Annotated in this window: 21 protein-coding genes; 8 read left to right on the top strand and 13 right to left on the bottom strand. The window is 41.8% G+C overall.

Annotated features, from left to right (window positions below; genetic code table 11):
* Positions 1 to 35: 35 nt before the first annotated feature.
* The 4 genes from mutY to ABDV70_RS11195 form a co-directional block, all read right to left on the bottom strand.
* Complete coding sequence (mutY, locus tag ABDV70_RS11210; RefSeq protein WP_343597798.1) at positions 36 to 1,070, bottom strand: A/G-specific adenine glycosylase; 1,035 nt, start codon at positions 1,068 to 1,070, stop codon at positions 36 to 38.
* Positions 1,071 to 1,187: 117 nt separating this feature from the next.
* On the bottom strand, positions 1,188 to 1,574 hold the full coding sequence (locus tag ABDV70_RS11205; RefSeq protein WP_343597824.1) for an HIT domain-containing protein: 387 nt from the start codon (positions 1,572 to 1,574) through the stop codon (positions 1,188 to 1,190).
* A gap of 43 nt (positions 1,575 to 1,617) precedes the next feature.
* Positions 1,618 to 2,355 (bottom strand): dienelactone hydrolase family protein, encoded by a 738-nt coding sequence (locus tag ABDV70_RS11200; protein ID WP_343597796.1) that lies wholly within the window; start codon positions 2,353 to 2,355, stop codon positions 1,618 to 1,620.
* A gap of 157 nt (positions 2,356 to 2,512) precedes the next feature.
* The gene (locus ABDV70_RS11195) at positions 2,513 to 2,671 is read right to left on the bottom strand and encodes a DUF1328 domain-containing protein (protein WP_343597795.1); all 159 of its coding nucleotides are present in this window, start codon (positions 2,669 to 2,671) and stop codon (positions 2,513 to 2,515) included.
* Between the two features lie 190 nt (positions 2,672 to 2,861).
* Here ABDV70_RS11195 and ABDV70_RS11190 point away from each other — a divergent pair, with 190 nt between their 5' ends.
* Positions 2,862 to 3,308: a YcgN family cysteine cluster protein gene (locus ABDV70_RS11190; protein WP_343597794.1), complete on the top strand. Its 447-nt coding sequence runs from the start codon at positions 2,862 to 2,864 to the stop codon at positions 3,306 to 3,308.
* 190 nt (positions 3,309 to 3,498) lie between these two features.
* On the top strand, positions 3,499 to 4,779 hold the full coding sequence (locus ABDV70_RS11185; protein ID WP_343597793.1) for a replication-associated recombination protein A: 1,281 nt from the start codon (positions 3,499 to 3,501) through the stop codon (positions 4,777 to 4,779).
* 1 nt (position 4,780) lies between these two features.
* Here ABDV70_RS11185 and ABDV70_RS11180 read toward each other — a convergent pair whose 3' ends face one another.
* Entirely contained in the window at positions 4,781 to 5,134 is a 354-nt protein-coding gene (locus ABDV70_RS11180) for a DUF488 family protein (RefSeq protein ID WP_343597792.1), read from the bottom strand.
* Positions 5,135 to 5,239: 105 nt separating this feature from the next.
* Between ABDV70_RS11180 and ABDV70_RS11175 the strand changes: the two genes are divergently transcribed.
* Positions 5,240 to 5,521: a putative quinol monooxygenase gene (locus ABDV70_RS11175; protein ID WP_343597791.1), complete on the top strand. Its 282-nt coding sequence runs from the start codon at positions 5,240 to 5,242 to the stop codon at positions 5,519 to 5,521.
* Positions 5,522 to 5,584: 63 nt separating this feature from the next.
* Here ABDV70_RS11175 and purC read toward each other — a convergent pair whose 3' ends face one another.
* From purC to dapA, 3 genes are read right to left on the bottom strand one after another with little or no spacing between them, the layout of a single operon-like run.
* Entirely contained in the window at positions 5,585 to 6,304 is a 720-nt protein-coding gene (purC, locus tag ABDV70_RS11170) for a phosphoribosylaminoimidazolesuccinocarboxamide synthase (protein WP_343597790.1), read from the bottom strand.
* 40 nt (positions 6,305 to 6,344) lie between these two features.
* Positions 6,345 to 6,944 carry a lipoprotein-34 precursor (NlpB) gene (locus ABDV70_RS11165; protein WP_343597788.1) on the bottom strand — a complete coding sequence of 200 codons (600 nt, stop codon included), beginning with the start codon at positions 6,942 to 6,944 and terminating at the stop codon, positions 6,345 to 6,347.
* 13 nt (positions 6,945 to 6,957) lie between these two features.
* A complete protein-coding gene (gene dapA, locus ABDV70_RS11160) occupies positions 6,958 to 7,851 on the bottom strand; it encodes a 4-hydroxy-tetrahydrodipicolinate synthase (protein WP_343597787.1) in 894 nt (297 codons plus the stop codon).
* Between the two features lie 316 nt (positions 7,852 to 8,167).
* On the opposite strand from dapA, the gene pncA reads away from it, so the two are divergent.
* Entirely contained in the window at positions 8,168 to 8,797 is a 630-nt protein-coding gene (gene pncA, locus ABDV70_RS11155; RefSeq protein ID WP_343597823.1) for a bifunctional nicotinamidase/pyrazinamidase, read from the top strand.
* Positions 8,798 to 8,990: 193 nt separating this feature from the next.
* Here pncA and ABDV70_RS11150 read toward each other — a convergent pair whose 3' ends face one another.
* Both ABDV70_RS11150 and gabT read right to left on the bottom strand, forming a co-directional pair.
* Positions 8,991 to 10,439, bottom strand: a complete 1,449-nt coding sequence (locus ABDV70_RS11150) for an NAD-dependent succinate-semialdehyde dehydrogenase (protein ID WP_343597786.1) — start codon at positions 10,437 to 10,439, stop codon at positions 8,991 to 8,993.
* Positions 10,436 to 11,722, bottom strand: coding sequence for a 4-aminobutyrate--2-oxoglutarate transaminase (gene gabT / locus ABDV70_RS11145; protein WP_343597784.1), 1,287 nt, complete (start codon positions 11,720 to 11,722; stop codon positions 10,436 to 10,438). Before gabT ends, ABDV70_RS11150 begins: the two co-directional genes overlap by 4 nt.
* Positions 11,723 to 11,875: 153 nt before the next feature.
* Between gabT and ABDV70_RS11140 the strand changes: the two genes are divergently transcribed.
* A complete protein-coding gene (locus tag ABDV70_RS11140; protein WP_343597783.1) occupies positions 11,876 to 13,378 on the top strand; it encodes a PLP-dependent aminotransferase family protein in 1,503 nt (500 codons plus the stop codon).
* A gap of 151 nt (positions 13,379 to 13,529) precedes the next feature.
* On the opposite strand, the gene ABDV70_RS11135 is transcribed toward ABDV70_RS11140, so the two are convergent.
* From ABDV70_RS11135 to ABDV70_RS11125, 3 genes are all read right to left on the bottom strand, one after another.
* On the bottom strand, positions 13,530 to 14,966 hold the full coding sequence (locus ABDV70_RS11135; RefSeq protein WP_343597782.1) for an amino acid permease: 1,437 nt from the start codon (positions 14,964 to 14,966) through the stop codon (positions 13,530 to 13,532).
* A gap of 829 nt (positions 14,967 to 15,795) precedes the next feature.
* Positions 15,796 to 18,207 (bottom strand): membrane-bound PQQ-dependent dehydrogenase, glucose/quinate/shikimate family, encoded by a 2,412-nt coding sequence (locus tag ABDV70_RS11130; RefSeq protein WP_343597780.1) that lies wholly within the window; start codon positions 18,205 to 18,207, stop codon positions 15,796 to 15,798.
* Between the two features lie 464 nt (positions 18,208 to 18,671).
* Complete coding sequence (locus tag ABDV70_RS11125) at positions 18,672 to 20,048, bottom strand: L-serine ammonia-lyase (protein WP_343597779.1); 1,377 nt, start codon at positions 20,046 to 20,048, stop codon at positions 18,672 to 18,674.
* A gap of 619 nt (positions 20,049 to 20,667) precedes the next feature.
* Here ABDV70_RS11125 and ABDV70_RS11120 point away from each other — a divergent pair.
* From ABDV70_RS11120 to pgsA, 3 genes are all read left to right on the top strand, one after another.
* The gene (locus ABDV70_RS11120; protein WP_343597777.1) at positions 20,668 to 21,216 is read left to right on the top strand and encodes a CHAP domain-containing protein; all 549 of its coding nucleotides are present in this window, start codon (positions 20,668 to 20,670) and stop codon (positions 21,214 to 21,216) included.
* 101 nt (positions 21,217 to 21,317) lie between these two features.
* The gene (gene uvrC, locus ABDV70_RS11115; RefSeq protein WP_343597775.1) at positions 21,318 to 23,117 is read left to right on the top strand and encodes an excinuclease ABC subunit UvrC; all 1,800 of its coding nucleotides are present in this window, start codon (positions 21,318 to 21,320) and stop codon (positions 23,115 to 23,117) included.
* A gap of 237 nt (positions 23,118 to 23,354) precedes the next feature.
* Positions 23,355 to 23,942, top strand: coding sequence for a CDP-diacylglycerol--glycerol-3-phosphate 3-phosphatidyltransferase (gene pgsA / locus ABDV70_RS11110; RefSeq protein ID WP_343597822.1), 588 nt, complete (start codon positions 23,355 to 23,357; stop codon positions 23,940 to 23,942).
* Positions 23,943 to 23,945: the final 3 nt, after the last annotated feature.

The raw sequence follows: 23,945 nt of genomic DNA, 5'->3' as shown, positions 1-23,945 counted from the left end.
TTTACTGAGTAACCTGCATGAATCTGGCTTTTATCTTACTGGTTTTTCAGTTGAATGACCTTTTTCATGGCTGTTGGAATACCTTTATTTTCAGCTTGTTCGGCTGTAAGCCATAGGCCATCCAGCTCAATGAGTAAGTGTTCCATCTGGTCTGCATCTACCGTTACTTTTTGGACATGCAGTTCCCATGTAAAGTGGGTGAAGCTATGCCGAATCATGCCTAAAGATTGACGAGCTTCAAGTCCGAGTCCTGCGGTTACATGTTGCAGTGCTGATTCATCATCAAAAATTGGTAGACTCCATAAACCGCCCCATAAACCTAAACTTGGGCGTTGTTGCCACAACCAAAGGTCTTGATGTTGCAGTAATAGCACTTGTGCTGTTTTGACAGGAACTGCTTTTTTCGGTTTTTTGTAGGGCAGTTCGGCTTCTAAACCTTGTAAATGTGCCTGACAATGCGCTTGCATGGGGCAGTACAAACAGAGCGGTTTTTTCGGTGTGCAAATGGTCGCACCCAAATCCATAATCGCCTGTGTGTAGTCATGGTTGCGTTGGGTCGGGCACAAATTTTCAGCCATCTGCCACATTTCTTTTTCGTGAACGGGCTTGCTCAGATCATCTTCTATGGCAAAAAAACGAGCCAAAACACGTTTCACATTGCCATCTAAAATCACGCCGTATTGTCTGAGCCCTAATGACATCAGTGCCCCTGCGGTAGAGCGACCAATACCCGGAAGGGCAATCCAATCTTCAAGCGTTTGTGGAAACTGAGGCTGCGTTGCAACGATTTGCGCTGCTTTATGCAGATTGCGGGCGCGGGCATAGTAGCCTAAACCTGCCCAGTACGGTGCGACGTCATCCCATGAAACTTGAGCAAGGGCTTCAACGGTTGGAAAGCGTTGAATGAAGCGGTCAAAATATTGCAGGACAGTTTTGACTTGGGTTTGTTGTAGCATAATTTCTGATACCCAAACTTTATAGGGATCATCTGCAACTTGCCAAGGGAGGTCATGGCGACCATATTGATCAAACCATGTGAGTAAAGCATCAGAAAATGAAAATGTGGACATACATGCCTAGCCAAAACTGAGGGCGCTAGTATAGCCAACCACGGAATAAAAAAGAAATGACAATCGTGATAAGGTCAAAGTGAGTGTTTACTTTGACCTAAGTCAAGATTTTTGAAATTAATCTTCGCTGATAATACCCCAGCGTTCATCCAGTTTTAATTGCTGGTTTTTATAACGCGGGATGATGTGAATATGTAAATGTTCGGCATGTTCACCAAATACATTGCCATCATTAAAACCGATATGAAACCCTTCAGGGTGGTGAAGGATTTGTAGTTCATTTCGTGCCTGTTCTAGCAATGAAAGTAGGCTTTTACGTTCTTTATCGGTAATGTCAAAAAAGGAATCGATATGTCGTAAGGGAACGAGGACTACATGGCCTTGTGATAATGGATTTGGTTCAGGAAAGACTGCACCAAAATCATTTTTGGCAATGATGTTGTATTCATCATAGTCACAGTAAACACATTGTTTGGTCATGGTAGATTCCCTCTTATTATCAATTCCTAATTTATATCACTTGTATGACACCAATACGACACTTTATTTAAGCAAGTTGGCTGCCTAAAAATGTGTACATTGTATCAATAGCATCTTTCTCTGCTTCGGCGTTATAGGCTAAATCAATGCCGTTGGCTTTGGCGCGTTGGTCTGCAAGTGGGTTACTAAAACCATGCTTGGCATTGGGTAAAACTTTGACTTGATATTGCACGTGTGCATTTTTCATTTCTTGCTCAAAATGTGCAACATCATCTAAAGAAACCATACTGTCTTTTTCACCATGCAGCACCAAAATGTGCGATTGAACGGTTCCTGCTTTGGCTGGTGTTTGGGCTGATAAATTACCATGTAATGAAACAACCGCTTTTAATGGTGCACCTGCACGTGCCAAATCGAGTGCGACTTTGCCTCCAAAACAAAAACCAATCGCAGCCAAACGTGTTGCATCGACTTCGGGCTGTTGTTTCAGTGTTTCCAAAGCTGCTTGCGCACGGTCTAAAAGGGTATTGGGTGCTTGAAAAACTTCCGTCATCCATTCACTCGCCAAACTCGCTTGTTCAGTGGTTTTCTTATCACCGTACATATCCATTGCCAACGCTGCATAACCCTTTTCAGCAAGTTCAGTTGCACGTTGTATGGCATAGTCATTACGTCCCCACCATTCTGGCCCCACCAATACACCTGCAACAGGCACTGTTGATTTTGGCGCAACAAAGAAACCAACCAAGGTTTTCCCATCTGCAGTTGTGTAGGAAATTTCGCGAGTGATGAGTGAAGTATTCATCGTTATATTGTCCTTAAAATGATTGGTTTATAAAGAATTCGAATCTTTGATTTACACTGGATTTTATCTGTTTTACCACGCAAAACACCATACGTTATATTGGGAAAATACAGCATAAAAAAGAAGGCAAAACCGCCTTCCTTTTTTGTGAGTTTTTTTAACCTCGCCCTCGAGAGAAAAATCCGATGACGGCAAGAATGACGGCAACAACAAGTAAGATAACAGCAAATTGTTTAGATAGACCTGCAACACCACCGAAACCGAGGAGGCTGGCGAGTAATGCAATCACAGCAAAGATAATCGCCCAACGGAACATTATTATTCTCCTTTGATATGTTTTTCCTGTTTCAGTCTAGCAATGCTCGGTGACGGGAAATGTTAGTTTTTGTTCAAAATATGTGCATATTGTTTCAATGATCGGCAGTCATTTAAATCAAGTGTTCTGGCACAAAGTCACTCGATGAGCATGTTATACTGGGACGTTATTATCTTTTTTATCATTTTTCATGTCGTTACGAACACAATTTTGGAAAAATATTCCGCTAGAACAAATGACCAATGCTGAATGGGAAGCATTGTGTGATGGTTGTGGTTTATGTTGTTTGGTCAAACTTGAGGACGAAGACACTCAGGAAGTTGCCTATACCAAAGTGGCCTGCAAATTACTGGATTGTAAGACAGGACAATGTCAGGATTATACCCACCGTAAACAACAGGTTCCCGATTGTATTCAGCTTACGCTTGAGAATTTACCTCATTTATATTGGTTACCTTCAAGCTGTGCTTATCGCCGTCTTTATGAAGGGAAAAACTTGCCTTCATGGCATTATTTAAATACAGGTTCCCGCCAAAGTGTGATTAAGGCTAAAAAGTCGGTTGCAGGGCGTTGTATTTCTGAAACACAAATCCAAGAAGATGATATTGATGAATATATTGTCCGTTGGGTACGTTAATCTTTGACAAAAGGTCGTGGATGCAGTGAGTGGGATTTTTCAGAGATTTTGAAAAACCACAATATTAAACCATTGCAATGTTCAGCTTGTGCGGTGTTATCGCTGCATAATCACAAATAAAAGTTTCATTTCGGTCTGAGTTGTATTACATAGTAAACTATGAAGCCTGTTTGATAATGAAAACTAGATTATGTCAGAAACGCATATTCCTTTACCTGAACGCTTACGCCCAAGAGATTTATCCGAAATCATTGGACAAGACCATTTGCTAGGAACGGATGCGCCTTTACGTCAAATGATTGATCAGGGGCATTTGCCTTCGATTATTTTTTGGGGGCCACCAGGGGTTGGAAAAACCACGATTGCACTGCTTTTAGCACAAGCAGTCGACCGTCCTTTTGTGAGTCTATCCGCGCTAAATACTGGGGTAAAGGAATTACGCGAAGTCATTGCAGAAAGTGGTGACTTACTGACGCCTGTCGTATTTATTGATGAAATTCATCGTTTTAATAAATCACAGCAGGATGCACTACTCGGCGCAGTCGAAAAGGGCAAAATCACCTTGATTGGTGCTACCACCGAAAATCCTTCATTTGAAGTTAACAGTGCGTTACTTTCGCGTTGTCAGGTTTATACCTTGCAGGCGTTAGATGCTCAAGCGATTGAAGTCTTATTACAACGTGCGATTCAAAAAGACAGTTTCTTAGAAAAACGCCATATCCTGATTGATGAATTTGATGCTTTTTTCCAGTTTTCGGCAGGGGATGCACGTAAAGCGCTAAATTTACTGGACTTGGTTGCCAGTACTTTTGATCCAGATCAAGAAAATCATATTAATAATGCGTTGGTTGTGAAAGTCGCACAACAAAATATTGCTCGCTATGACAAATCTGGCGAACAGCATTATGACCTTGTTTCTGCCTTTATTAAGTCGATTCGGGGGAGTGACCCTGACGCTGCTTTGTATTGGATGGCACGTATGCTCAAAGGCGGTGAAGATCCACTGTTTATTGCCCGTCGTATGCTCATTGCAGCATCGGAAGATATTGGGAACTCGAATCCGAATGCGTTGTTGCTTGCGGGTGAATGCTTCCGTTCGGTACAAGTGATTGGTATGCCCGAATCTCGTATTTTGCTTGGACAATGTGCGGTTTATTTAGCCACCAGTGCTAAAAGTAATAGCACTTATTTGGCAATTAATCGGGCTTTGGAGTTGGCGGATAAAACGTCAAACCTTCCTGTACCGCTTCATCTTCGTAATGCGCCAACTAAGTTGATGAAACAACAGGGTTATGGTGTGGATTATCTATATCCACATGATTATCCTGAGCATTTTGTAGAGCAAGACTATTTGCCGCCAGAGCTTAAAGGAACCAGACTGTACGAGTCGGCACGAAACAAACGTGAAGTTGAGGCTGAACGTCTACAACAACGCCGTTGGCAGCAGATGCAACAACAGCAGCAACAGTAAACTAAATCTTTTGTAAGACTTGAATCAGGACAGGAACATGACTCAGCTCAGGTTCCTTTGCCGCAGTGAGCAGGGTTAAAGTACCATTTTGTTGTTGTAACTGTTTGACTTGCTTGAGTTGTTCGAGTTGCTCAGGTGTTTTTAACTCTTGTTCATAGCGTTGGCAAAATTCAGCATAATGATTCACTCGGTCTTCATGCAGCCATTTTCGTAACATGGAACTGGGTGCAATTTCTTTCATCCACGGAATATCTGCCAGCGTTTCTTTATGAATACCTCGTGGCCATAAACGATCCACAAAAATTGCAGGTTTTTGTCCTGTATATTGATAAATTCTTTGTATTGAATATGTCATGTCGTGGGCTCAAAGTAATATTTTTATCGTTAAACTACACTTAATAATTTCAAGATATACCGATCCTGAATCATCATCAAGATATTGCAAAAAAGAGTTCATATTATGATTATTTTAAATGTATTCTTCAAAGTAAAACCTGAACAAAAGCAAAATTTCATTCAGACCCTAACGCACATGGTACAAGAATCCAGAAAAGAGGCTGGGTGTCGACATTATCAGTTGGGAGCAGATATTTTAGATGAATATTCTTTTTTATTGATTGAACATTGGGATGATGCAGCAGCCATTGCCTTGCATAAGCAGACACCACATTGGGATCAGTTTATTGCTGTAGTGGAAAGTTATTTGGCCGAGCCATTTGTGATTGAGCAATACCAAGCTTAGTGCTTAATCCAAATTAAAAAAACCGAGCCACAAGACTCGGTTTTTCGCTTTGAAGCAGAGTGCTTAGATATCTGTTAAATCGATACCTAGACGTGCAGCAACTTCTTCATATGCTTCAACAACACCGCCTAAACCTTGACGGAAACGGTCTTTGTCTAATTTTTTCTTGGTGTCTTTATCCCACAAACGGCAACCGTCTGGAGAGAATTCGTCACCCAATACGATACGGTCGTGGAACACACCGAATTCAAGTTTAAAGTCAACAAGTAGCATGTTGCCTGCATCAAATAATGCTTTTAAAACATCATTGACTTTGTATGTTAAAACTTTCATTTGTTCTAACTGTTCAGCAGTTGCCCAACCTAAAGCAATCGCTTGAGATTCGTTGACCATTGGGTCACCCAAAGCGTCATCTTTAAAGAACAATTCGAAAGTTGGTGGAACAAGCTCTTTACCTTCTTCTACGCCTAAACGACGGCATAAAGAACCTGCTGCATAGTTACGAATCACGCACTCTACAGGGATCATTTTTAGTTTTTTAACTAAAACTTCTGTTGGAGTGAGCAGTTTCTCAAAATGGGTTTCAATGCCTGCTGCTGCCAGTTTTTCCATAATAAAGGCATTAAAACGGTTGTTCACCTTGCCTTTACGATCTAGTTGTGCAATTTTTTCGCCGTTGAACGCCGAAGCATCGTCACGAAAGACTAAAATCAAGTGGTCGGGACTATCTGTTTCATAAACAGATTTCGCTTTACCGGTGTAGAGCAAGGTTTGTTTTAACATGGGATGAACCTGTTTTCAAAAATATACCTAGATGATATGACTAGGCTGGCCAATTTTGAGAAATCTGGTCTAACAATGCTTTCGCTTTTACCTGATCAGCAAAGCTGTTGTCAGGGTTAAATAAAACGAGGGTATTGGTTTTACCAACAGCGGAAAGTTTCAAGACATAGGTCTGATTGTCGACTTTAATGGTCGCTTCATAACGCGTCTGGCTTTGACTTACTACGCTGTAATTTAGACTGCTTAGTGTTGCAAGCGTGTACTGCCAAATTGTATCAGACTTACCAGTAACTTTCAGTAATGGATTTTGATTTCCATCAACAATTACGACAGGTTTTGGATAGTTTTCACTTGCTTCAGCCAAAGCACGATTGGGAACCACTTCACCTGGACGTGGCATAGCAAATCGATTGCCCTTTTTATTTTCATAATCTGGGGCATGTTGTAAAGCAAGTGGGTCAATAATTGGAGCAGGGTACAAAGGCGTTGCAGGTCTAACTGACGCACCTTCAGGATATTTTAGAGGTTCGGTTGTATCTGGTTTTTTATAGTTCAGGGAACCATTATTAATGCTAAGCATATTACAACCAGCTAAGCTGAAAACTGAAAGTGCAAGAGTTAAACCTAAACGTAATTGCATAATATTGTGCTCTTTAAATAATACCCGTTGCTTTTAGGGTGTCACGCAACGGTGCGCGATATTGTTCTGCAAGTGGAGTTAATGGCAAGCGAATACCTGAACCAATTAAGCCCATTTCATGGAGCGCCCATTTCACAGGAATTGGGTTCGATTCGCAAAACAAAATATTGTTTAAATTTGCAATTCTACTGTTAATTTCACCAGCGAGTTGCTGATTTTTCTGTAAAGCTGCTGCACACATCTCACTCATGATCTTAGGTGCAACATTCGCAGTCACAGAAATATTGCCTTTAGCACCTTGTGCAATCAGCTCTGCGGCTGTTTCGTCATCGCCTGAAAATACAGACATGCGACCATTTAAGGCATCAATGAGTTGTTTGCCGCGGGCAACATCGCCTGTTGCATCTTTGACTGCAATGATATTTTCAATATCTGCAAGTCGAACGACAGTATCATTGCTCATATCGACACCAGTACGACCTGGGACATTGTAGAGAATAATCGGAAGGTCAACCGCTTCTGCAATGGTTTTAAAATGTTGATATAAACCTTCTTGTGTCGGTTTATTATAATAAGGTGTAACCAAAAGAGCGGCATCCGCACCAAGAGTCTGAGCTTCTTTGGTAAGTTCAATGGCTTCGTGTGTTGAGTTTGCACCAGTACCAGCAATCACAGGAATACGTTTGTTTACCACACGAATGACTTCTTTAATGACTTGTGTGTGTTCCGACATACTCAGCGTAGAGGGTTCGCCTGTAGTGCCGACTGCAACAATCGCATTTGTACCTTGTTCTACGTGCCACTCAACGAGCTTTTCAAGGTTCTTCCAATCTACGCTGCCATCTTCAAACATGGGGGTGACAAGTGCGACAATTGAGCCTTGAATATTCTGAGCTAGCTGAGTCATTTTAAAAAATTATCCTATTTGACCATTCACAGAGGAAAAGAGAAAGAATGGTAGCTGTAGTTTTGAATTTAAGCGAAAATTCAACGAAATGAAAGCGACGTTGAATATGACTTGTTCAAATTATGACTGAACGTGTCGGGAAGAACAATATACTTTCGTTAAAGGTTGGAAAACTTTTATTATTATTTTTTGATCAGGCGCACTGACGTCGTTATTACATAAAAATGCGTTAAAAATACAATGGATACTGTAAAAAAAATCGTGATATTGTGACCAGTTGGTTTTTAACAATTGATGGAATAGGGAGAAATTAGTGATCAATCAGCAAGGAACAGCCTTAATTGTGGTCGATGTACAAAATGGTTTTACTCCGGGTGGGCAGTTGGCTGTTTCTGACGCAGATTTGATTATTCCGTTAATTAATCGGTTAGCAGGTCAATTTGAGCATGTGGTTTTGACGCAGGACTGGCATCCCGCCGATCATATTTCTTTTGCTGAAAACCATGTTGGGAAACAACCGTTTGAAACTATTGATCTTGATTATGGTGTGCAAGTTTTATGGCCGAGCCATTGTGTACAAGGAACGCATGATGCAGCATTTCATCCTGATTTAAACATTTCACATGCGCAGTTGGTTATCCGTAAAGGAATTCATACACACATTGATAGTTATTCAGCATTTATGGAAGCTGACCAAAAAACGCCAACGGGCTTAACAGGGTATTTACGAGAGCATGGTATAACGACGGTTTATGTGGTGGGAATCGCGACAGATTTTTGTGTGGCATGGACAGCAATTGATGCCTGCAAATTTGGTTTTAATACTTTTGTGATTGAAGATGCTACAGGCGCAATCGATTTAAACGTGTCTTTGCAGCAGGCGTGGGGCGATATGCAAGCGGCAGGGGTACAGCGTGTGTTATCTGAAGTTATTTTGAATCCTTAAAATGCTTTTTTATAAATATATGAAGCTGTTAGAACAGCAACAACCGTGGATTACTAAAATCCCTCCAATCAGCGCTGTAGATTGAGCTTGAGAGATCTACATCTGGATTCGGTAGGATGGAATCCTTTTGCATCGAAATAAAAAAACCAACCATGAATGGGCATGGTTGGTTCTTTAAAGCGTGGGGCAGAAATTATTCTGATAAGTCGACGCAGAGATATTTCATTTCCAAATATTCATCAATGCCGAACTTAGAGCCTTCACGTCCTAAGCCAGATTGTTTTACACCACCAAATGGTGCGACTTCGTTGGAAATGGCACCTGTGTTGATTCCAACCATTCCGTACTCAAGTGCTTCACCCACACGCCATTGACGTGCTGTGCTTTGAGTAAATAAATAAGCCGCCAGACCAAACTCGGTATCATTTGCCATGCTGATCGCTTCTTCTTCAGTTTTGAAGCGGAAGAGCGGTGCAAGTGGGCCAAAAGTTTCTTCTTTTGCAACTTTCATGTCTTGAGTCACGCCAGTTAAAACCGTTGGTTCAAAGAATGTGCCACCTAAAGCCGAGCGTTTCCCACCAATACGTACAGTTGCACCTTTGGCAGTTGCATCATCAATGTGAGATAGAACCTTGTTGATGGCAGCTTCGTTAATGAGTGGCCCTTGTGTTGAACCTTCTTTGCGTCCATCACCAACTTGTAGTTTGGCAACGGTTTCAACCAAGCGCTCAGCCAGCGCATCGTAAATACCATCTTGTATATAAATACGGTTCGCACACACACAAGTTTGACCACTGTTGCGATATTTGCTTGCCATAATGCCTTGAACAGCTTGTTCAAGATTGGCATCGTCAAACACAAGCACTGGCGCATTGCCACCAAGTTCAAGTGATAGTTTCTTGATGGTTGTGGCACATTGTTGCATCAGAATACGGCCAACCTGAGTTGACCCTGTAAAGCTGAGTTTACGCACAGTGTCATTTTCACAGAGGGTTTTACCGACTTCGCTAGAATCACCGCTGATATTGATTAGAATATCTTGAGGCAAGCCCGCTTGAAGGGCTAAAACTTCGAGTGCATAGGCGGTTAACGGGGTCTGTTCCGCAGGTTTTACCAACATTGAACAGCCTGCCGCAATAGCAGGTGCTGCTTTACGGGTAATCATCGCCGCAGGGAAGTTCCAAGGGGTAATGGCTGCCGTCACACCAATGGCTTGTTTAATCACCAAAAGGCGTTGATTTGGCAAAGTTGGTGAGAGTACGTCACCATCGACACGACGTGCTTGCTCGGCAAACCAGCGAATAAAAGACGCAGCATAGCCGATTTCACCACGGGCTTCGGCTAAAGGCTTGCCTTGTTCCGCTGTTAAAATTTGCGCCAAATTTTCTTTGTGTTCAACGATGAGGTTAAACCATGCCCAAAGGACATCGGCACGTGCTAAAGCAGTTTGTTTTTTCCATGCAGCCTGTGCTGTAGCAGAGCGTGCAATGGCCGCTTCGACCCCTGCACGGTCATAGGTTTTCACCCATGCCAGTGCTTCGCCAGTTGCAGCATCATCAACCTGAATATAATTGTTTGAAGCAGGTGCTTGAAACGTAATATCTGGGTGTTTGAGTAAGTGCTGTAAATCGTTTTGAATCATGCAGATTGCTCCGTTGCTTTGCTGCCAACCAATGCTGCAAAACCTTGTTTCAAGATGTCTAGACCTTGACGGAATTGTTCAGCAGGAATGGTAAGTGGATACAAGAAACGAATAACATTACCGTATTTACCACAAGTAAGAAGCAATAGACCATTTTCCATGGCATAGTTTTGTACAGCTTTGGCTTGTTCTGCTGTTTCAAGTTCAACCGCAACCATTGAACCTAAAGCGCGGATATCGGTGACGACATCACCCGATGCTTTTTGAATGTCTTTAAGTGTAGCAACCAGTTCTGCACCGAGTTCGTTAGCACGGTCACATAAGTTTTCACCTTCGATGACATCAATTACGGCATGTGCAGCGGCAACTGCAATTGGGCTACCTGCATAAGTACCACCTAAACCACCTGGGTTTGGCGCATCCATTACATCACAGCGACCTACTACACCTGAAATTGGGAAACCACCACCTAAGCTTTTCGCCATCGTGATTAGGTCGGCTTTAGTGTCAAAATAGTTCATGGCAAACAGTTTACCTGTACGGGCAAAGCCAGATTGCACTTCATCCGCAACGATTAAAATACCGTGTTTGTCGCACAAAGCACGTAAGCGTTTTAGGAACTCGGCAGGAACAACATTGAAGCCGCCTTCACCTTGAACAGGCTCAAGTACAATGGCTGCAACATCATGCGCTGCAACATCTTCACTGAAAATATTTTCGATGCTTTCAATCGCGTCATCGACAGAGATACCTTTTGCAGGCACAGGGTAACGTGCATGGAAAACTCCAGCAGGCATCACACCAAAATCACGTTTATAAGGTGCTGTTTTACCTGTCATCGCCATTGTCATGAATGAACGACCATGGAAACCGTTACCAAAAGTAATAATGCCATGACGACCTGTATAAGCGCGGGCAATTTTTACGGCATTTTCGACTGCTTCTGCACCTGTGGTGAAGAATGTTGTTTTTGCAGGGCCTGCAATGGGTGCGCGTTCATTGATACGTTCGGCTAAAGAAACATAGCTTTCATAAGGCACAACTTGATAAGCGGTATGGGTAAATTTTGTGAGTTGTTCAGTCACTGCTGCAATCACTTTTGGATGGCGATGACCTGTATTGAGCACTGCAATACCACCTGCAAAGTCGATAAATTGATTCCCTTCAGCATCCCAAAGAGTGGCATTTTCAGCTTTTTCTGCATACCACTGACACATGACACCAACGCCACGTGGAGTTGCTTGCTGTTTGCGTTCGTTAAGTGCAGAATGTTTGGTGCTCATGTTATTTCCCTCATTTTTTCATCATTTATCACAGTATTGTTTGCAATCACATCATTCAAATTCAGGATGCTTTACAATGTCTGTCTATCACAGTAATTTCTCGCTTTAACTGACAACTGACGAGAGCCATTTCTAAATTAAGGAGAGAGCCAATTGCGTAGTTTACTGGGAGATCATGTCCTGCAACGCCTACAACAAGATAGCGAAGGTACATTACACCAACGTGTCTTTCGTTGTTTGCGCAGTGCGATTCTAGAAGGTGTCTTACCACCCAAAACACGCTTACCGGCTTCACGAGATCTGGCTCAGGAATTACAAGTTTCACGCAATACAATCCTCACAGCGTATGAACAGTTACGAGCAGAAGGTTATGTCGAAGCACGTACAGGGCACGGCACATGGGTGGCAGAACATTTGCCCGAAGCTTTTTTAAATACGACAGGCTCAAAAGTTCATGCGCCTGTAAATAAAAAGAAAGATAAAAATAGTTATGCACTGTCACAGCGTGGTTCGAGTTTAATTGGCTATGCGGCTGCTTCTCCGCATCAATGGGGGGCATTTGTTCCAGGTGCGCCAGATGTGACGGAATTTCCTCATCATATTTTTAGCCGTATCCAGTCGAAGTTGTCCCGTGAACCTGATGTGGAACGCCTGATTTATAGCAATGCAGGGGGATGTATTGAATTACGTCAGGCACTGGCAGATTATTTACGTGTCGCACGTTCGGTACAGTGCGATGCCGACCAGATTATTATTACCGAAGGGATCCATCAGGCGATTGACTTGGTTTCTCGTGCGTTAAGTGATATTGGCGATAAAGTCTGGGTTGAAGACCCTTCTTATTGGGGCATGCGAAACATCCTGCGAATGAATGGACTGGAGTTACAGCCGATTCCTGTCGATGCCGAGGGGATTATCCCTGATGCTGCCAATAGTGTTCCCAAACTGATTTTTGTCACACCATCTCATCAATATCCATTAGGTTCTCATTTGAGTTTGGCTCGGCGTAAACAACTTTTACAAACCGCACGTCAGCACGGTAGCTGGATTGTGGAAGATGATTATGACAGTGAGTTCCGTTTTTCAGGACAGCCATATCCTTCTTTGCAAGGTTTAGAGCCGAATGCACCTGTGATTTATATGGGCACCTTTAGCAAAACGATTTATCCCGCTTTGCGTTTAGGGTATTTGGTTGTTCCTCGTCAGCTTTTTTCACCCTTAAGGATTGTTTCTGCCGAACTGTATCGGGGTGGGCATTTGTTGCTGCAAAAGGCTTTGGCTGAGTTCATTCGGGAAGGGCACTATTCAGCGCATATCCGCCGTATGCGTTTACTTTATGGCAAACGTCGGGCATTTTTGATTGATCTGATTCACCGTTATTTGGGGCAGGAATATGTGCATGAATATGACAATGCCTCGGGATTACATCTGGTTTTGAAGCTTCCAGCAGAATGTGATGATGTTGCGATTGCCTCGGTTGCGCTGCAACGTGGGGTGAAGGTACGTCCACTTTCCCAATATTATTTACATGCGCATGCACGTGCGCAGCGGGGGCTACTGATGGGGTTTTCCTGTGTAAATGAAAAAGATATGGTCATGGCATTTGGAACGTTGTTGCAATGTTTAAGAGAGGCAGGCGTTCCAACTCGTAACTGATTTTTAGGGAATTAAGAGTCATTAAAAAGCACCCTTCAAATTAGACTAAGAGTGTCTAACTTTCGGGGTGCAGATTATTACAGACCTTATAAATTGAAAAAAAGAGAGTCTCCGATGAGAAACTCTCTTTTTTTATTCCTAGAACAGAGGGTTAAACCAGTTTTTCTTCATGGTGGGTTAAATGAGCGGTTCTACGTTCTCTACCCCAACCAAATTTTTGTGCCAATAACCCGAAAGTTACAATAACAGCAAAGAGTATTGTGGTGTAGATGACTTCTTTAAAATAAGTCCCTTCAATTAACATGGTGAGAATGGCACCAATAATGGCGAAGATCACCACATAGGTTAGGTAAGGGAACATCCACATTTTAAAGTCAATTTTAACCCCTTCGGCTTCGAGTTTTTTACGCATCCGAAGTTGTGAATAGGCGATGGTTAAGTACACATATAAGGTCGCTGCCCCAGTGGTTAACATGAAAAAGTCATATACGTCCATGCTCTTGCTTGCGGTTAAAACGACAGCAATGACAGAGAATAAGCATGACACCAATACGCCCACCCACGGACTACTTTTACTGTTCACAGCCCCAAAGCTTTTTGGCGCATCCCCACGTTTTGCCAAAGAAAATAACATGCGTGAACACGTATAAAGAGCTGAGTTAAAGCAACTACATACCGAAGTTAACACCACAAAATTTACAATGTGACGTGCACTCGGAATTCCCAGCGCCGATAAAGTCACACTATAAGTTCCCCAAGTTGAATCTTTTAACAGTTCATTATTGTGCGGAATCAAACATACAGCGACAAACATTGAACCTACATAAAACAAGATAATTCGCCAAACCACCGAGTTGGATGCTTTACGAATTTCTTTAGCAGGGTTTTCTGACTCTGCGGCTGCAACGGTTACAATTTCAGCGCCAATATAGGCAAACATCACACCCAATAAGGCGGTAATCACGGACGATGCGCCATTTGGCATAAAACCTTGAGAGGTTAAATTGCTGATTCCTGATGCCGCAGGATTACCCCAAGGCCATAAATGCATGATGGCTAAACTACCAATCACGAGGAATATAACAATTGCAATGACTTTGATGAGCGCAAACCAGAACTCAAACTCACCATAATTTTTGACATTTTGAAGATTGACTGCAACCAAGGCACCAATCACCACAACCATGTAGGCCCAAATTGGGATAAATGGGAACCAGTTATTTAAAATTTTACCTGCGACATAGGCTTCCCAGCCCATCAGCATTGCCAAGGTACACCAGTACAACCAGCCAATTGAAAAACCAGCCCAACGACCAATCGCACGGTCAGCATAGGTTGAAAAAGAACCACTATCAGGGTTCAAAACAGCCATCTCGCCTAACATCCGCATGATGAACCAGACCAGTAAACCACCCAAAGCATAGGTGAGAAAAACAACAGGCCCTGTATTATAAATAATGCTTCCTGAACCCACAAAAAGCGAACCACCAATGACACCTGCAATTGAAATCATGGTGAGGTGTCGGGATTGAAGTCCGCTTTTTAATGCTTTGGAGGCAGCCCCAGAATCATTGTGATGTGTTGCCATACCATTTTCCTTAACCTATAGGAGATTGATATTGCTTGATTAAATGATCAAGAAATATCAACACCATTTCAATTTTCTAGTTAAAACGATTTTTACAATCGGTGTATTGATTGAACAATGAAATCGTTTCAACGCTTCCGTATGCATACTTCTAATAAGATTAATTTGTCGTTTTGGTACTCAATAAACGAGAGCCATTTTGGTACTAACCGAGAGAGCCAATTTAAAGAATAAAAAAAAGCCTATCGAAATCTCGATAGGCTTTTAAAAGAAAATAATGAAGAATTACCAACGACCTCGGTAGTCACCGCGACCTCTATCGTGCCACTCGCCATGTCTGTCACCGTCGTGATGATCATAACCACCGTGTGGGCCATCCCACCAAAATGGGTCAAGCAGACAACATCCTGATAGGCTTAATACGGAAAGAATCGCAACTCCGCTTAAAATAAGTTTCACTTTTTTCATTTTATCACTCCTGAACTAGATAGCAGAAAGTAAGAAATAAATAAGGTCTTAACATGTAAGTTATACAGGTTTTTGTTAAGTTAAGTAGACATTGCTTTTTAAATCGCAATGATACCTATTCCTATTTTTTAGGTTTAATTGAAAGAACTACAGTCAGGTTTGGGGGATATGGTCAGAGACGTGCTGATAAAAATGGCGAAGTTTATGTTGATTCATTTCCATCGATCCAATAGCCAATTTGAAAAAATGAGCATTGCTGAATGAGCATTGCTGAATGAGCATTGCTGAATGAGCATTGCTGAATGAGCAATCCCCCGATGATGTATCGAGGGATTGGTCTTGAAATCAGAAAATAAAGTTTTTATTTTTTGATTTTATCGGGGAGGGCATAGGCAATAATATAATCACCTAAGTCAGGAGAATGGCTTACACCACCTGCCGAGATCACGACATATTCTTTGCCTGTTTTTGGTGATTTATACACCAATGGTGCTGCAACCGAACCCACAGGTAAACGTGCTTTCCAGACGATTTTTCCTGTTTTAGAATCTATCGCACGGAGATAATAATCCTGTGTTCCTGCAAAGAAAATTAGGCCTGATGCGGTAGAAGTTGGCCCACCCAAAGTTGGCATACCTAATGGCATTTTAAGATGGGTTTTGATTCCAAATGGGCCAGAATCCTGAACAGTTCCCATTGGTACTTGCCATACAAGCTGTTTGGTTTTGAGGTCAATCGCACTCATGGTTCCAAACGGTGGTTTGTTACATGGCACACCAAAGACAGATTGTAGAATGTCGATTTTCACACCGCCATAAATCCCAGCGACTTGAGGTCGTACAGTTCCCATAAAGCCTGGGACTTCATCTGTAGATACCTTGAATTTCTTCGCTTCTTCTTTGGTGACTAAACGCATGCGCAGTGGCATTCGCATATCATTGACGAACATTAAACCACGTGCTTCATCAATTGAAATACCGCCCCAGTTCATTCCACCAAGCAGACTTGGCCATTCGATATAAGATTTTTCACTTGGTGGTGTAAATGCACCCGTATAGATTGAATCTTTAAAGTCGATACGGCACATGAGCTGATCAAACATGGTCATGCCCCACATATCTTTTTCTTTTAGCGGATCTGCACCGATTGATGGCATACCGACAGAGAAAGGTTGTGTCGCAGCAAGGCGTTCACCGTGTGCAGCAGGGGCAGTGGTGACAGCACGCTCTTCAACCTCAGTTACAGGTTTACCTGTACGACGGTCGAGTACAAAGATTTGTCCTGTTTTGGTGGTTTGAATTAAAGCAGGAATTTTTTGTCCTTGCGCATTGGTAACATCAAAGAGTACAGGTTGTGAAGGTAAGTCATAATCCCAAACATCGTGGTGGACAGTTTGGAAAACCCATTTGGTTTTGCCTGTAGAGGCGTCAACAGCAACAATCGCTGCACCAAATTTTTCTTTCACCTGATTACGGTCACCGCCCCAATAGTCAGGAGGGCCATTCCCTGTTGGCAAGTAAACCAGATTCAGATTTTTATCAAAACTTGGAACCGTCCAGACGTTTGGTGTTTCAAGTGTGAAGGTTTTTCCTTTTTGAGGTTCACCTGTATTTTCTGGGTTTCCAACATCCCAAGCCCAAGCCAATTTACCTGTGTTGACATCATAGGCACGGACTACGCCAGAAGGCTCACCATGCACAATATCGCGTACCCAGCCGCCAATCACAGCAACATGACCGACAATCACAGGGGTTGAAGTTGGATGATAGCGTTTACTTTTTTCTGTTGGCCCCATGTCATGGAGTACATCGACTTGTCCATTGACACCAAAACTTGGGCAAAGTTTACCTGTATGTGCATCAAGCGCGATTAAACGACCATCTACAGTTGAGGTTAAAATTCGTTGTGGACACACTTGAGATGCTTGTGCTGCTGGAGCGGTTTTGTCCTGAGTCGCATCATAATATGCTACACCACGACAGGTCACATGTTCAGCAGAGGTGGCTTTCGGGTCAAATTTCCAAAGCGCTTTGCCTGTGTCACCATCAATGGCTGTCACAATATTGGTTGGTGTACATGAATACAGTGTTGAACCAATTTGGATTGGAGTATTTTCATCGACTCCAATTTTGGTTGGGCGACCTGTACGATATGTCCATGCAACCTGAAGGTCTTTGACATTTTCAGGAGTAATGTCCTGATATGGCGCAAAACGGGTACTATTTGAGTTACGACCAAAATATTCCCAGTTTTCAGGGTTTTGTGGATTAACCTGACTTAAATTTTTATCTTGTTGCGTCAATGCAACATCGTTATGAATGACACCATGTGGGAAAAACGCTGCAACGAGTGACAGAATTAATCCAAAGAAACCAAGTAAACCCAGATTATTGGCAATACGTACTTTTGAGCGAGAAATAGACAGCGTTGAGCTTAACCAAAGGCTGAGTACAAATAAAACTGTTGGCATAACTAAACGTGGCATAAGCTGCCAGTAGTCTAGTCCCTGAACTTCAGAAAAAGCCCAGATGACCGTTGCAATATAGGTGAGACCCGAAAGCCATAAACCCAATGGTTTGCGTAAGAAAAGTAGAACTGCAACAATAAAATAGGCAAGACCTGCTACGATATAATAGCTTGAGCCACCTAAAGAAACGAGTTTATAGCCTGCGATAATCAGAAATAGAGCTGTTGCTAAAGTGATCAGAATAACCAGAAAACGATAAAACTTTAGCCAAACACTTTTTCCTGATGAGACAGTTTCGTTGCTCATAAGAAAAGCCTATATGAATGAATTACATGAAGTTGTTCAGAAAGAAACACAAAAGCCTTCATGCTGAGATATTGAAAGAGGAGACATCAATGTCATACTGATGTCGTATGTCTCTTCAGGTGTTGAAGTGTTTATATCGATGATTTAGGTGGTTTGTTTATTCCATTTCATCCTAAATGATGGTTATAAACATAAATCAAAAGATGAAGAAATTATGGCTATTTTAGCAAAGGAAAAAAAAGCCGACTATTCTGCTTGAAATTCATTAATAGTTTTTAGCTATAAATAAATGAACTAAAATTATTTTCTTATAAAAACAAATAGTTGAATTCTAATATCTTTTAATTTTAGGGCAAACTATGCAAGAAAACGCGCAGAAAATAATAAGAAAGTACTTATTGAATAATAATATCGGAGTCGTATGTTATCGGAGAAGATACTGCCGCCCCGATAACATTATTACATTAACATTCAATACTATTGACGGCTAATCCACCTTTTGAAGTTTCTTTATATTTATCAGACATATCCCGACCTGTTTCTTTCATGGTCTGAATTACTTTATCTAAAGAAACAAAATGTTCGTCTTCATCTTGCAACGCCATTTGTGCTGCATTAATCGCTTTGACCGCTGCAATGGCATTTCTTTCGATACAAGGCACTTGCACTAAGCCGCCAATCGGGTCGCAGGTCAGCCCGAGATTATGTTCAAGCCCAATTTCAGCAGCATGTTCGACTTGCTCAGGTGTTCCACCTAAAATTTCAGCTAAACCTGCCGATGCCATTGCACAGGCAGAACCAACTTCGCCTTGGCAACCGACCTCTGCACCTGAAATTGAGGCATTGAGTTTACATAAAATGCCGACAGCAGCAGCACTCAGGAAAAAGTCGACAATTTTCCCCTCGGAAACATTGTCAGCAAAAGTTTGGTAATAATATAAAACCGCAGGAATAATTCCTGCTGCGCCGTTGGTTGGTGCGGTCACGACACGTCCGCCAGCAGCGTTTTCTTCATTGACCGCCAACGCAAATAAATTTACCCATTCCATAGCATTAAATGTGGTGCTAATCAGGTTGAGGTCTTTGCGTTGCAAGAGTTTTTGATGAAATTTTTTGGCACGTCGTTTGACATCTAATCCGCCAGGAAGAATTCCTTCATGTTCAAGCCCATTCTGAATACATTCCTGCATCACTTGCCAGATTTGCATGATTTTATTGCGAATTTCAGTTTCACTACGCCAAATTTTTTCGTTTTCCAGCATCAGTTGGCTAACAGAAAGTTGATGCTGTTTACATTGCTGTAATAGTTCTGCCGCGTTCTGAAAAGGATAAGGTAATTGAACATCTTCATCTGGATTGCTGTGTTGATGAATTTGATGTGCATTTAAAATAAAGCCACCACCGACAGAATAGTACGTTTCGGTAAAAAGAAGTTGCTCATTTTTTGTATAAGCACTGATCGACATGGCGTTGGGGTGATACGCCAAGGCATTTTCATTAAAGACTAGATCTTGCTTGGTATTAAAGTGAATATCATGTTGGCCTTTGAGTTTTAGTTTTTGCTGCTCAGACAGTTGTGCCAAATATGCTTGTCCCTGAGCAATATCAATGGTTTCAGGGTCAAAACCCATTAAACCCAAAAGTGCGGCCTGATCTGTTGCATGGCCAACTCCTGTCGAGGCTAAAGAGCCATAGAGTACGATTTGAACCCGTGCAATTTCAAAAAGTTGCTGTTGATTAAAGTGTTGAATAAATTGATGAGCAGCACGCATTGGCCCAACGGTGTGCGAGCTAGAAGGCCCAACGCCAATTTTAAAAAGATCAAATACGCTCAAAGCCATTTAGGTCGTCCCACGATTGCTTAAACACACAGGTGGTTATGTGTTAAACAATGTTTATGTCAAGGAAAAATAAGAAGATTATTTTTGATTTTAAAAGATACAAAAAATTTAATCGCAGTTTTGTATATAAAGAATATTTTTACTTTTATCTAGGATTTATTTGTATTTTCTGTATCGTTTGCCTTATTTTTGTTGATCGTAAAAAGAATTTAGATCATGGCATGGCTCGGTACGTTGGTGGCTGTCGAGTTTGATTCAAAATGTGGGTGCTTACCTAATCAAGCAGGTGACCGACTGGCGGGCAAAACACGGCATTTGGTTATGTTCATCAAATTTGGATCAGAGTAAAAATATAATTAGATATTATATTAAATTTAAAAAGTTATTCTTTGCGTCGAGGACGTTTTGCCTTATTTTTATTCAACTTTATATATGTTAACCACCTAAAATTGTAAAGCATCCTAAAAAGGATGCTTTTAACGCTTGGAAATCTAAAAAATATTTCAAGATGGCTAAAAATTAATAAGAATCTGTTACAACTATTAAAATAACCTTAAAGACTTGCCCTTTAGAATGAGGCGGTTTCGCAGCGGGCTTACCGAGAATAGGTTTTATTATCATGATTCATGCTCACCATCATCCAGCTCATGTGCATGTCCATACCACAGAACATCAGGCGCTTCATGTTCAATTGCGCGCAAATGCACGTGCTCGTCATTCAAAGAAAGACAAGCAATCTGAGGAAGATGATCTGACTGTATCGTCAGCGCATGATCGGCATCATAATGCAAAAAAGCCTACTAAAGATATTGATTTACATAAATTTTCAAAAAAATTAGAAAGTATTTCGGCACGACATAGTACTGAAAAGTGTGCTCAGCATATTCGAATTGCCTTACAGGTTGCAGGCGCGAATGTTACACAGCATCCGATTGCTGCATCGGACTGGGGACAAACGCTGGAAAAAAATGGTTATCATAAAATCAAGCCTGCCTTTGATCGTCCGCAAGAGGGGGATATTTATATTATCCAACGAACTGGGGATCATATTTATGGGCATATTGCAGGTTATACAGGAAATGGCTGGTTCTCTGATTTCCGTCAAAAAAACTATGCGGTGTATAAAGAAAAAGATGTGAAATATACCTATTACCGTCTGGAATCATAACGGGATTGGAAATGAGCATTGAAATGTCACGTTTGAGCGCTTGAAAACTGGATTTGAAAGCATCACATTAGTGATATTCGCCTGTAGCCAGATCAAATATAGTGAACCCAAACGCTCGTCCCCATATCGAAAAAATTTTAGCCAACATGACCCAGCTTCCTGGCGTGTACAAAATGCGGGGAAAAGACGGTGAACTGTTGTATGTTGGAAAGGCTAAAAATTTAAAAAATCGGGTTTCAAGCTATTTTGTTAAAACCATAGAACATCCTAAAACACAGGCTTTGGTTGCGCGGATTTATGACATTGAAACTTTGGTGGTTCGTTCTGAAACTGAAGCGCTGTTACTTGAACAAAATCTAATTAAATTACATCGTCCACCTTATAATATTATGCTGCGGGATGATAAATCCTACGTTTATATTTTTGTGTCCAGTGATCAGCCGTATCCACGAATTGCCAGTGGGCGTGGTAAAGGTAAACATCAGGTTGGAAAATTTTTTGGCCCATATCCGAGTGCCTATAGCGCCAGAGATACGTTGTTGACGTTAGAAAAACTATTTAATGTGCGCCAGTGTGAAAACAGTTATTTCGCACAGCGTAAACGTCCGTGTTTGCAATATCAGATTAAACGCTGTAGTGCGCCATGTGTTGGGCTGATCAACCCCGAAGATTACGCGCAGGATGTTCAAAATTCGATTCGTTTTCTGCAAGGCGATACCAAAGAACTGAATCAGGAGTTGATTCAGAAAATGGAACAGGCCGCAGAAAAACTCGAGTTTGAAAAAGCGGTGTTCTTTCGTGACCGTTTAGGACTATTACGAGAGATTTCAGCCCAGCAAGCAGTTTATAAAATCAAAGGTGAGGCGGATATTCTCGCCATTGCACATCAGGCAGGAGTGACATGCGTACAAATTATGTATGTGCGTAATGGACAAATGCTTGGAGGAAAAAGTTATTTTCCAGATATGCTGGGTGACGACCTCGGGCAGATGTTGAGTGATTTTATTGCCAATTTTTATTTTCAGGTTGCAGATGAAATTCCTAGTGAATTGATTATTAATCTAGATATTCCAGACCGTTTGGAACTGGAACAGGCCTTGCAACAACACTTTGACAAAAAAATAAAAATTAAACCCAATGTTCGTGAAACCCGTGCTGAGTGGCTCGAACTGGCACAGATGAATGTACAGCATGCCATTAAGGGACAATTGAGTAATCATCTTGAATTGCATGAACGCTTTTATCAGCTTGAACAAGTGCTTGGTCGACCCGTAGATCGGATTGAATGTTTTGATATTAGCCACACGATGGGAGAGGCGACCATTGCATCGTGTGTGGTGTTTGATCAGGGCGGGGCGCGTAAGCGTGACTATCGACAGTTTTCTATTGAAGATATTCAGGCAGGGGATGATTATGCAGCAATGCGTCAGGCATTAACACGTCGTTATAAAAAAGCCATGTTGCCCGATTTATTATTGATTGATGGTGGGAAGGGACAACTGCATATGGCAATGGAGGTCATGCAGGAACTGGGTCTGGATGCTTTCATGGTCGGGGTGTCAAAAGGAGAAGGCCGTAAACCGGGTCTGGAAACGTTACATTTTACCGATGGAACCAAGATACAGCTTGCAGAAGACCATAAAGCCCTTCACTTGATTCAACAGGTTCGGGATGAAGCTCACCGTTTTGCCATTACCCGCCATCGGGCAAAACGCGATAAGCGTCGTGCAGGTTCAGTTTTAGAGGTGATTCCGGGATTAGGGCCGAAACGCCGCCGTGATTTATTAACCCATTTTGGTGGTATTCAAGGCGTATTAAAAGCATCAGAAAAAGAGCTAACGCTAGTGTCTGGGTTGGGCGAGGTAATGGCCCGAACGATTTATAAGGTTTTGCATGAGTAAGCCCCATTTAACATTGATGCGTTAGAGATCTCTTTTTATTTAAAATAAAGCCATATATCAAATGTCAGTAAAACGCTGTCTGGCATTTGTTTATTTTTGCTGTTTAAAAGATCAATATGCATTTGTTCACCAGTCGACACTGACAGCCATTTCGTATAAAGTGCAAAAGATCTATTTTTTAAAATACAGTCAAATCCACCATTGTGTTGTGGATGCAGGGGTAAACTGGCGGTGTCTATGACAACAGGACGAATCCTGAATATTCCAAATATGTTAACCATTGCACGAATTGTACTTATTCCTGTATTTCTATTGATTGCATATTGGCCACCTGCGATTGGTGTTGCAGGACACGAAGGTAGTGCTTTCCGTCATGTATTGTTAACATCCATTTTTATTTTAGCTGCTGTAACCGACTGGTTCGATGGTTATCTGGCAAGGGCCTTGAATCAGACATCGGCATTTGGGCGGTTTCTTGACCCTGTTGCAGATAAACTGATGGTGGCTGCTGCCTTGGTGGTTTTGGTTCAGTGGAAACCGACCATTACTATGGCGTTTGCTGCGATTGTGATTATTTCACGGGAAATTACCGTTTCGGCATTGCGAGAGTGGATGGCAGAGCTTGGGGCAAGAACCAATGTTGCTGTTTCTACGGTAGGTAAATATAAAACGGCTTTTCAGATGATTGCCATCAGTGTCTTTTTGTTGAACTGGCAGCCTTTAGGTGTACTTGCTTATATTTTGTTATATACCGCTGTAATTTTGACCTTGTGGTCGATGTTTATTTATTTGCGTGCCGCATGGCCTTATTTAAAACAGCCATAAATC

The sequence above is a fragment of the Acinetobacter sp. genome, assembly GCF_039596015.1.
In the GTDB taxonomy this organism is placed as follows: Bacteria; Pseudomonadota; Gammaproteobacteria; order Pseudomonadales; family Moraxellaceae; genus Acinetobacter.
The sequence above is the reverse complement of the archived record's forward strand: the minus strand, read 5'-3'. Positions and strand labels throughout refer to the sequence as shown.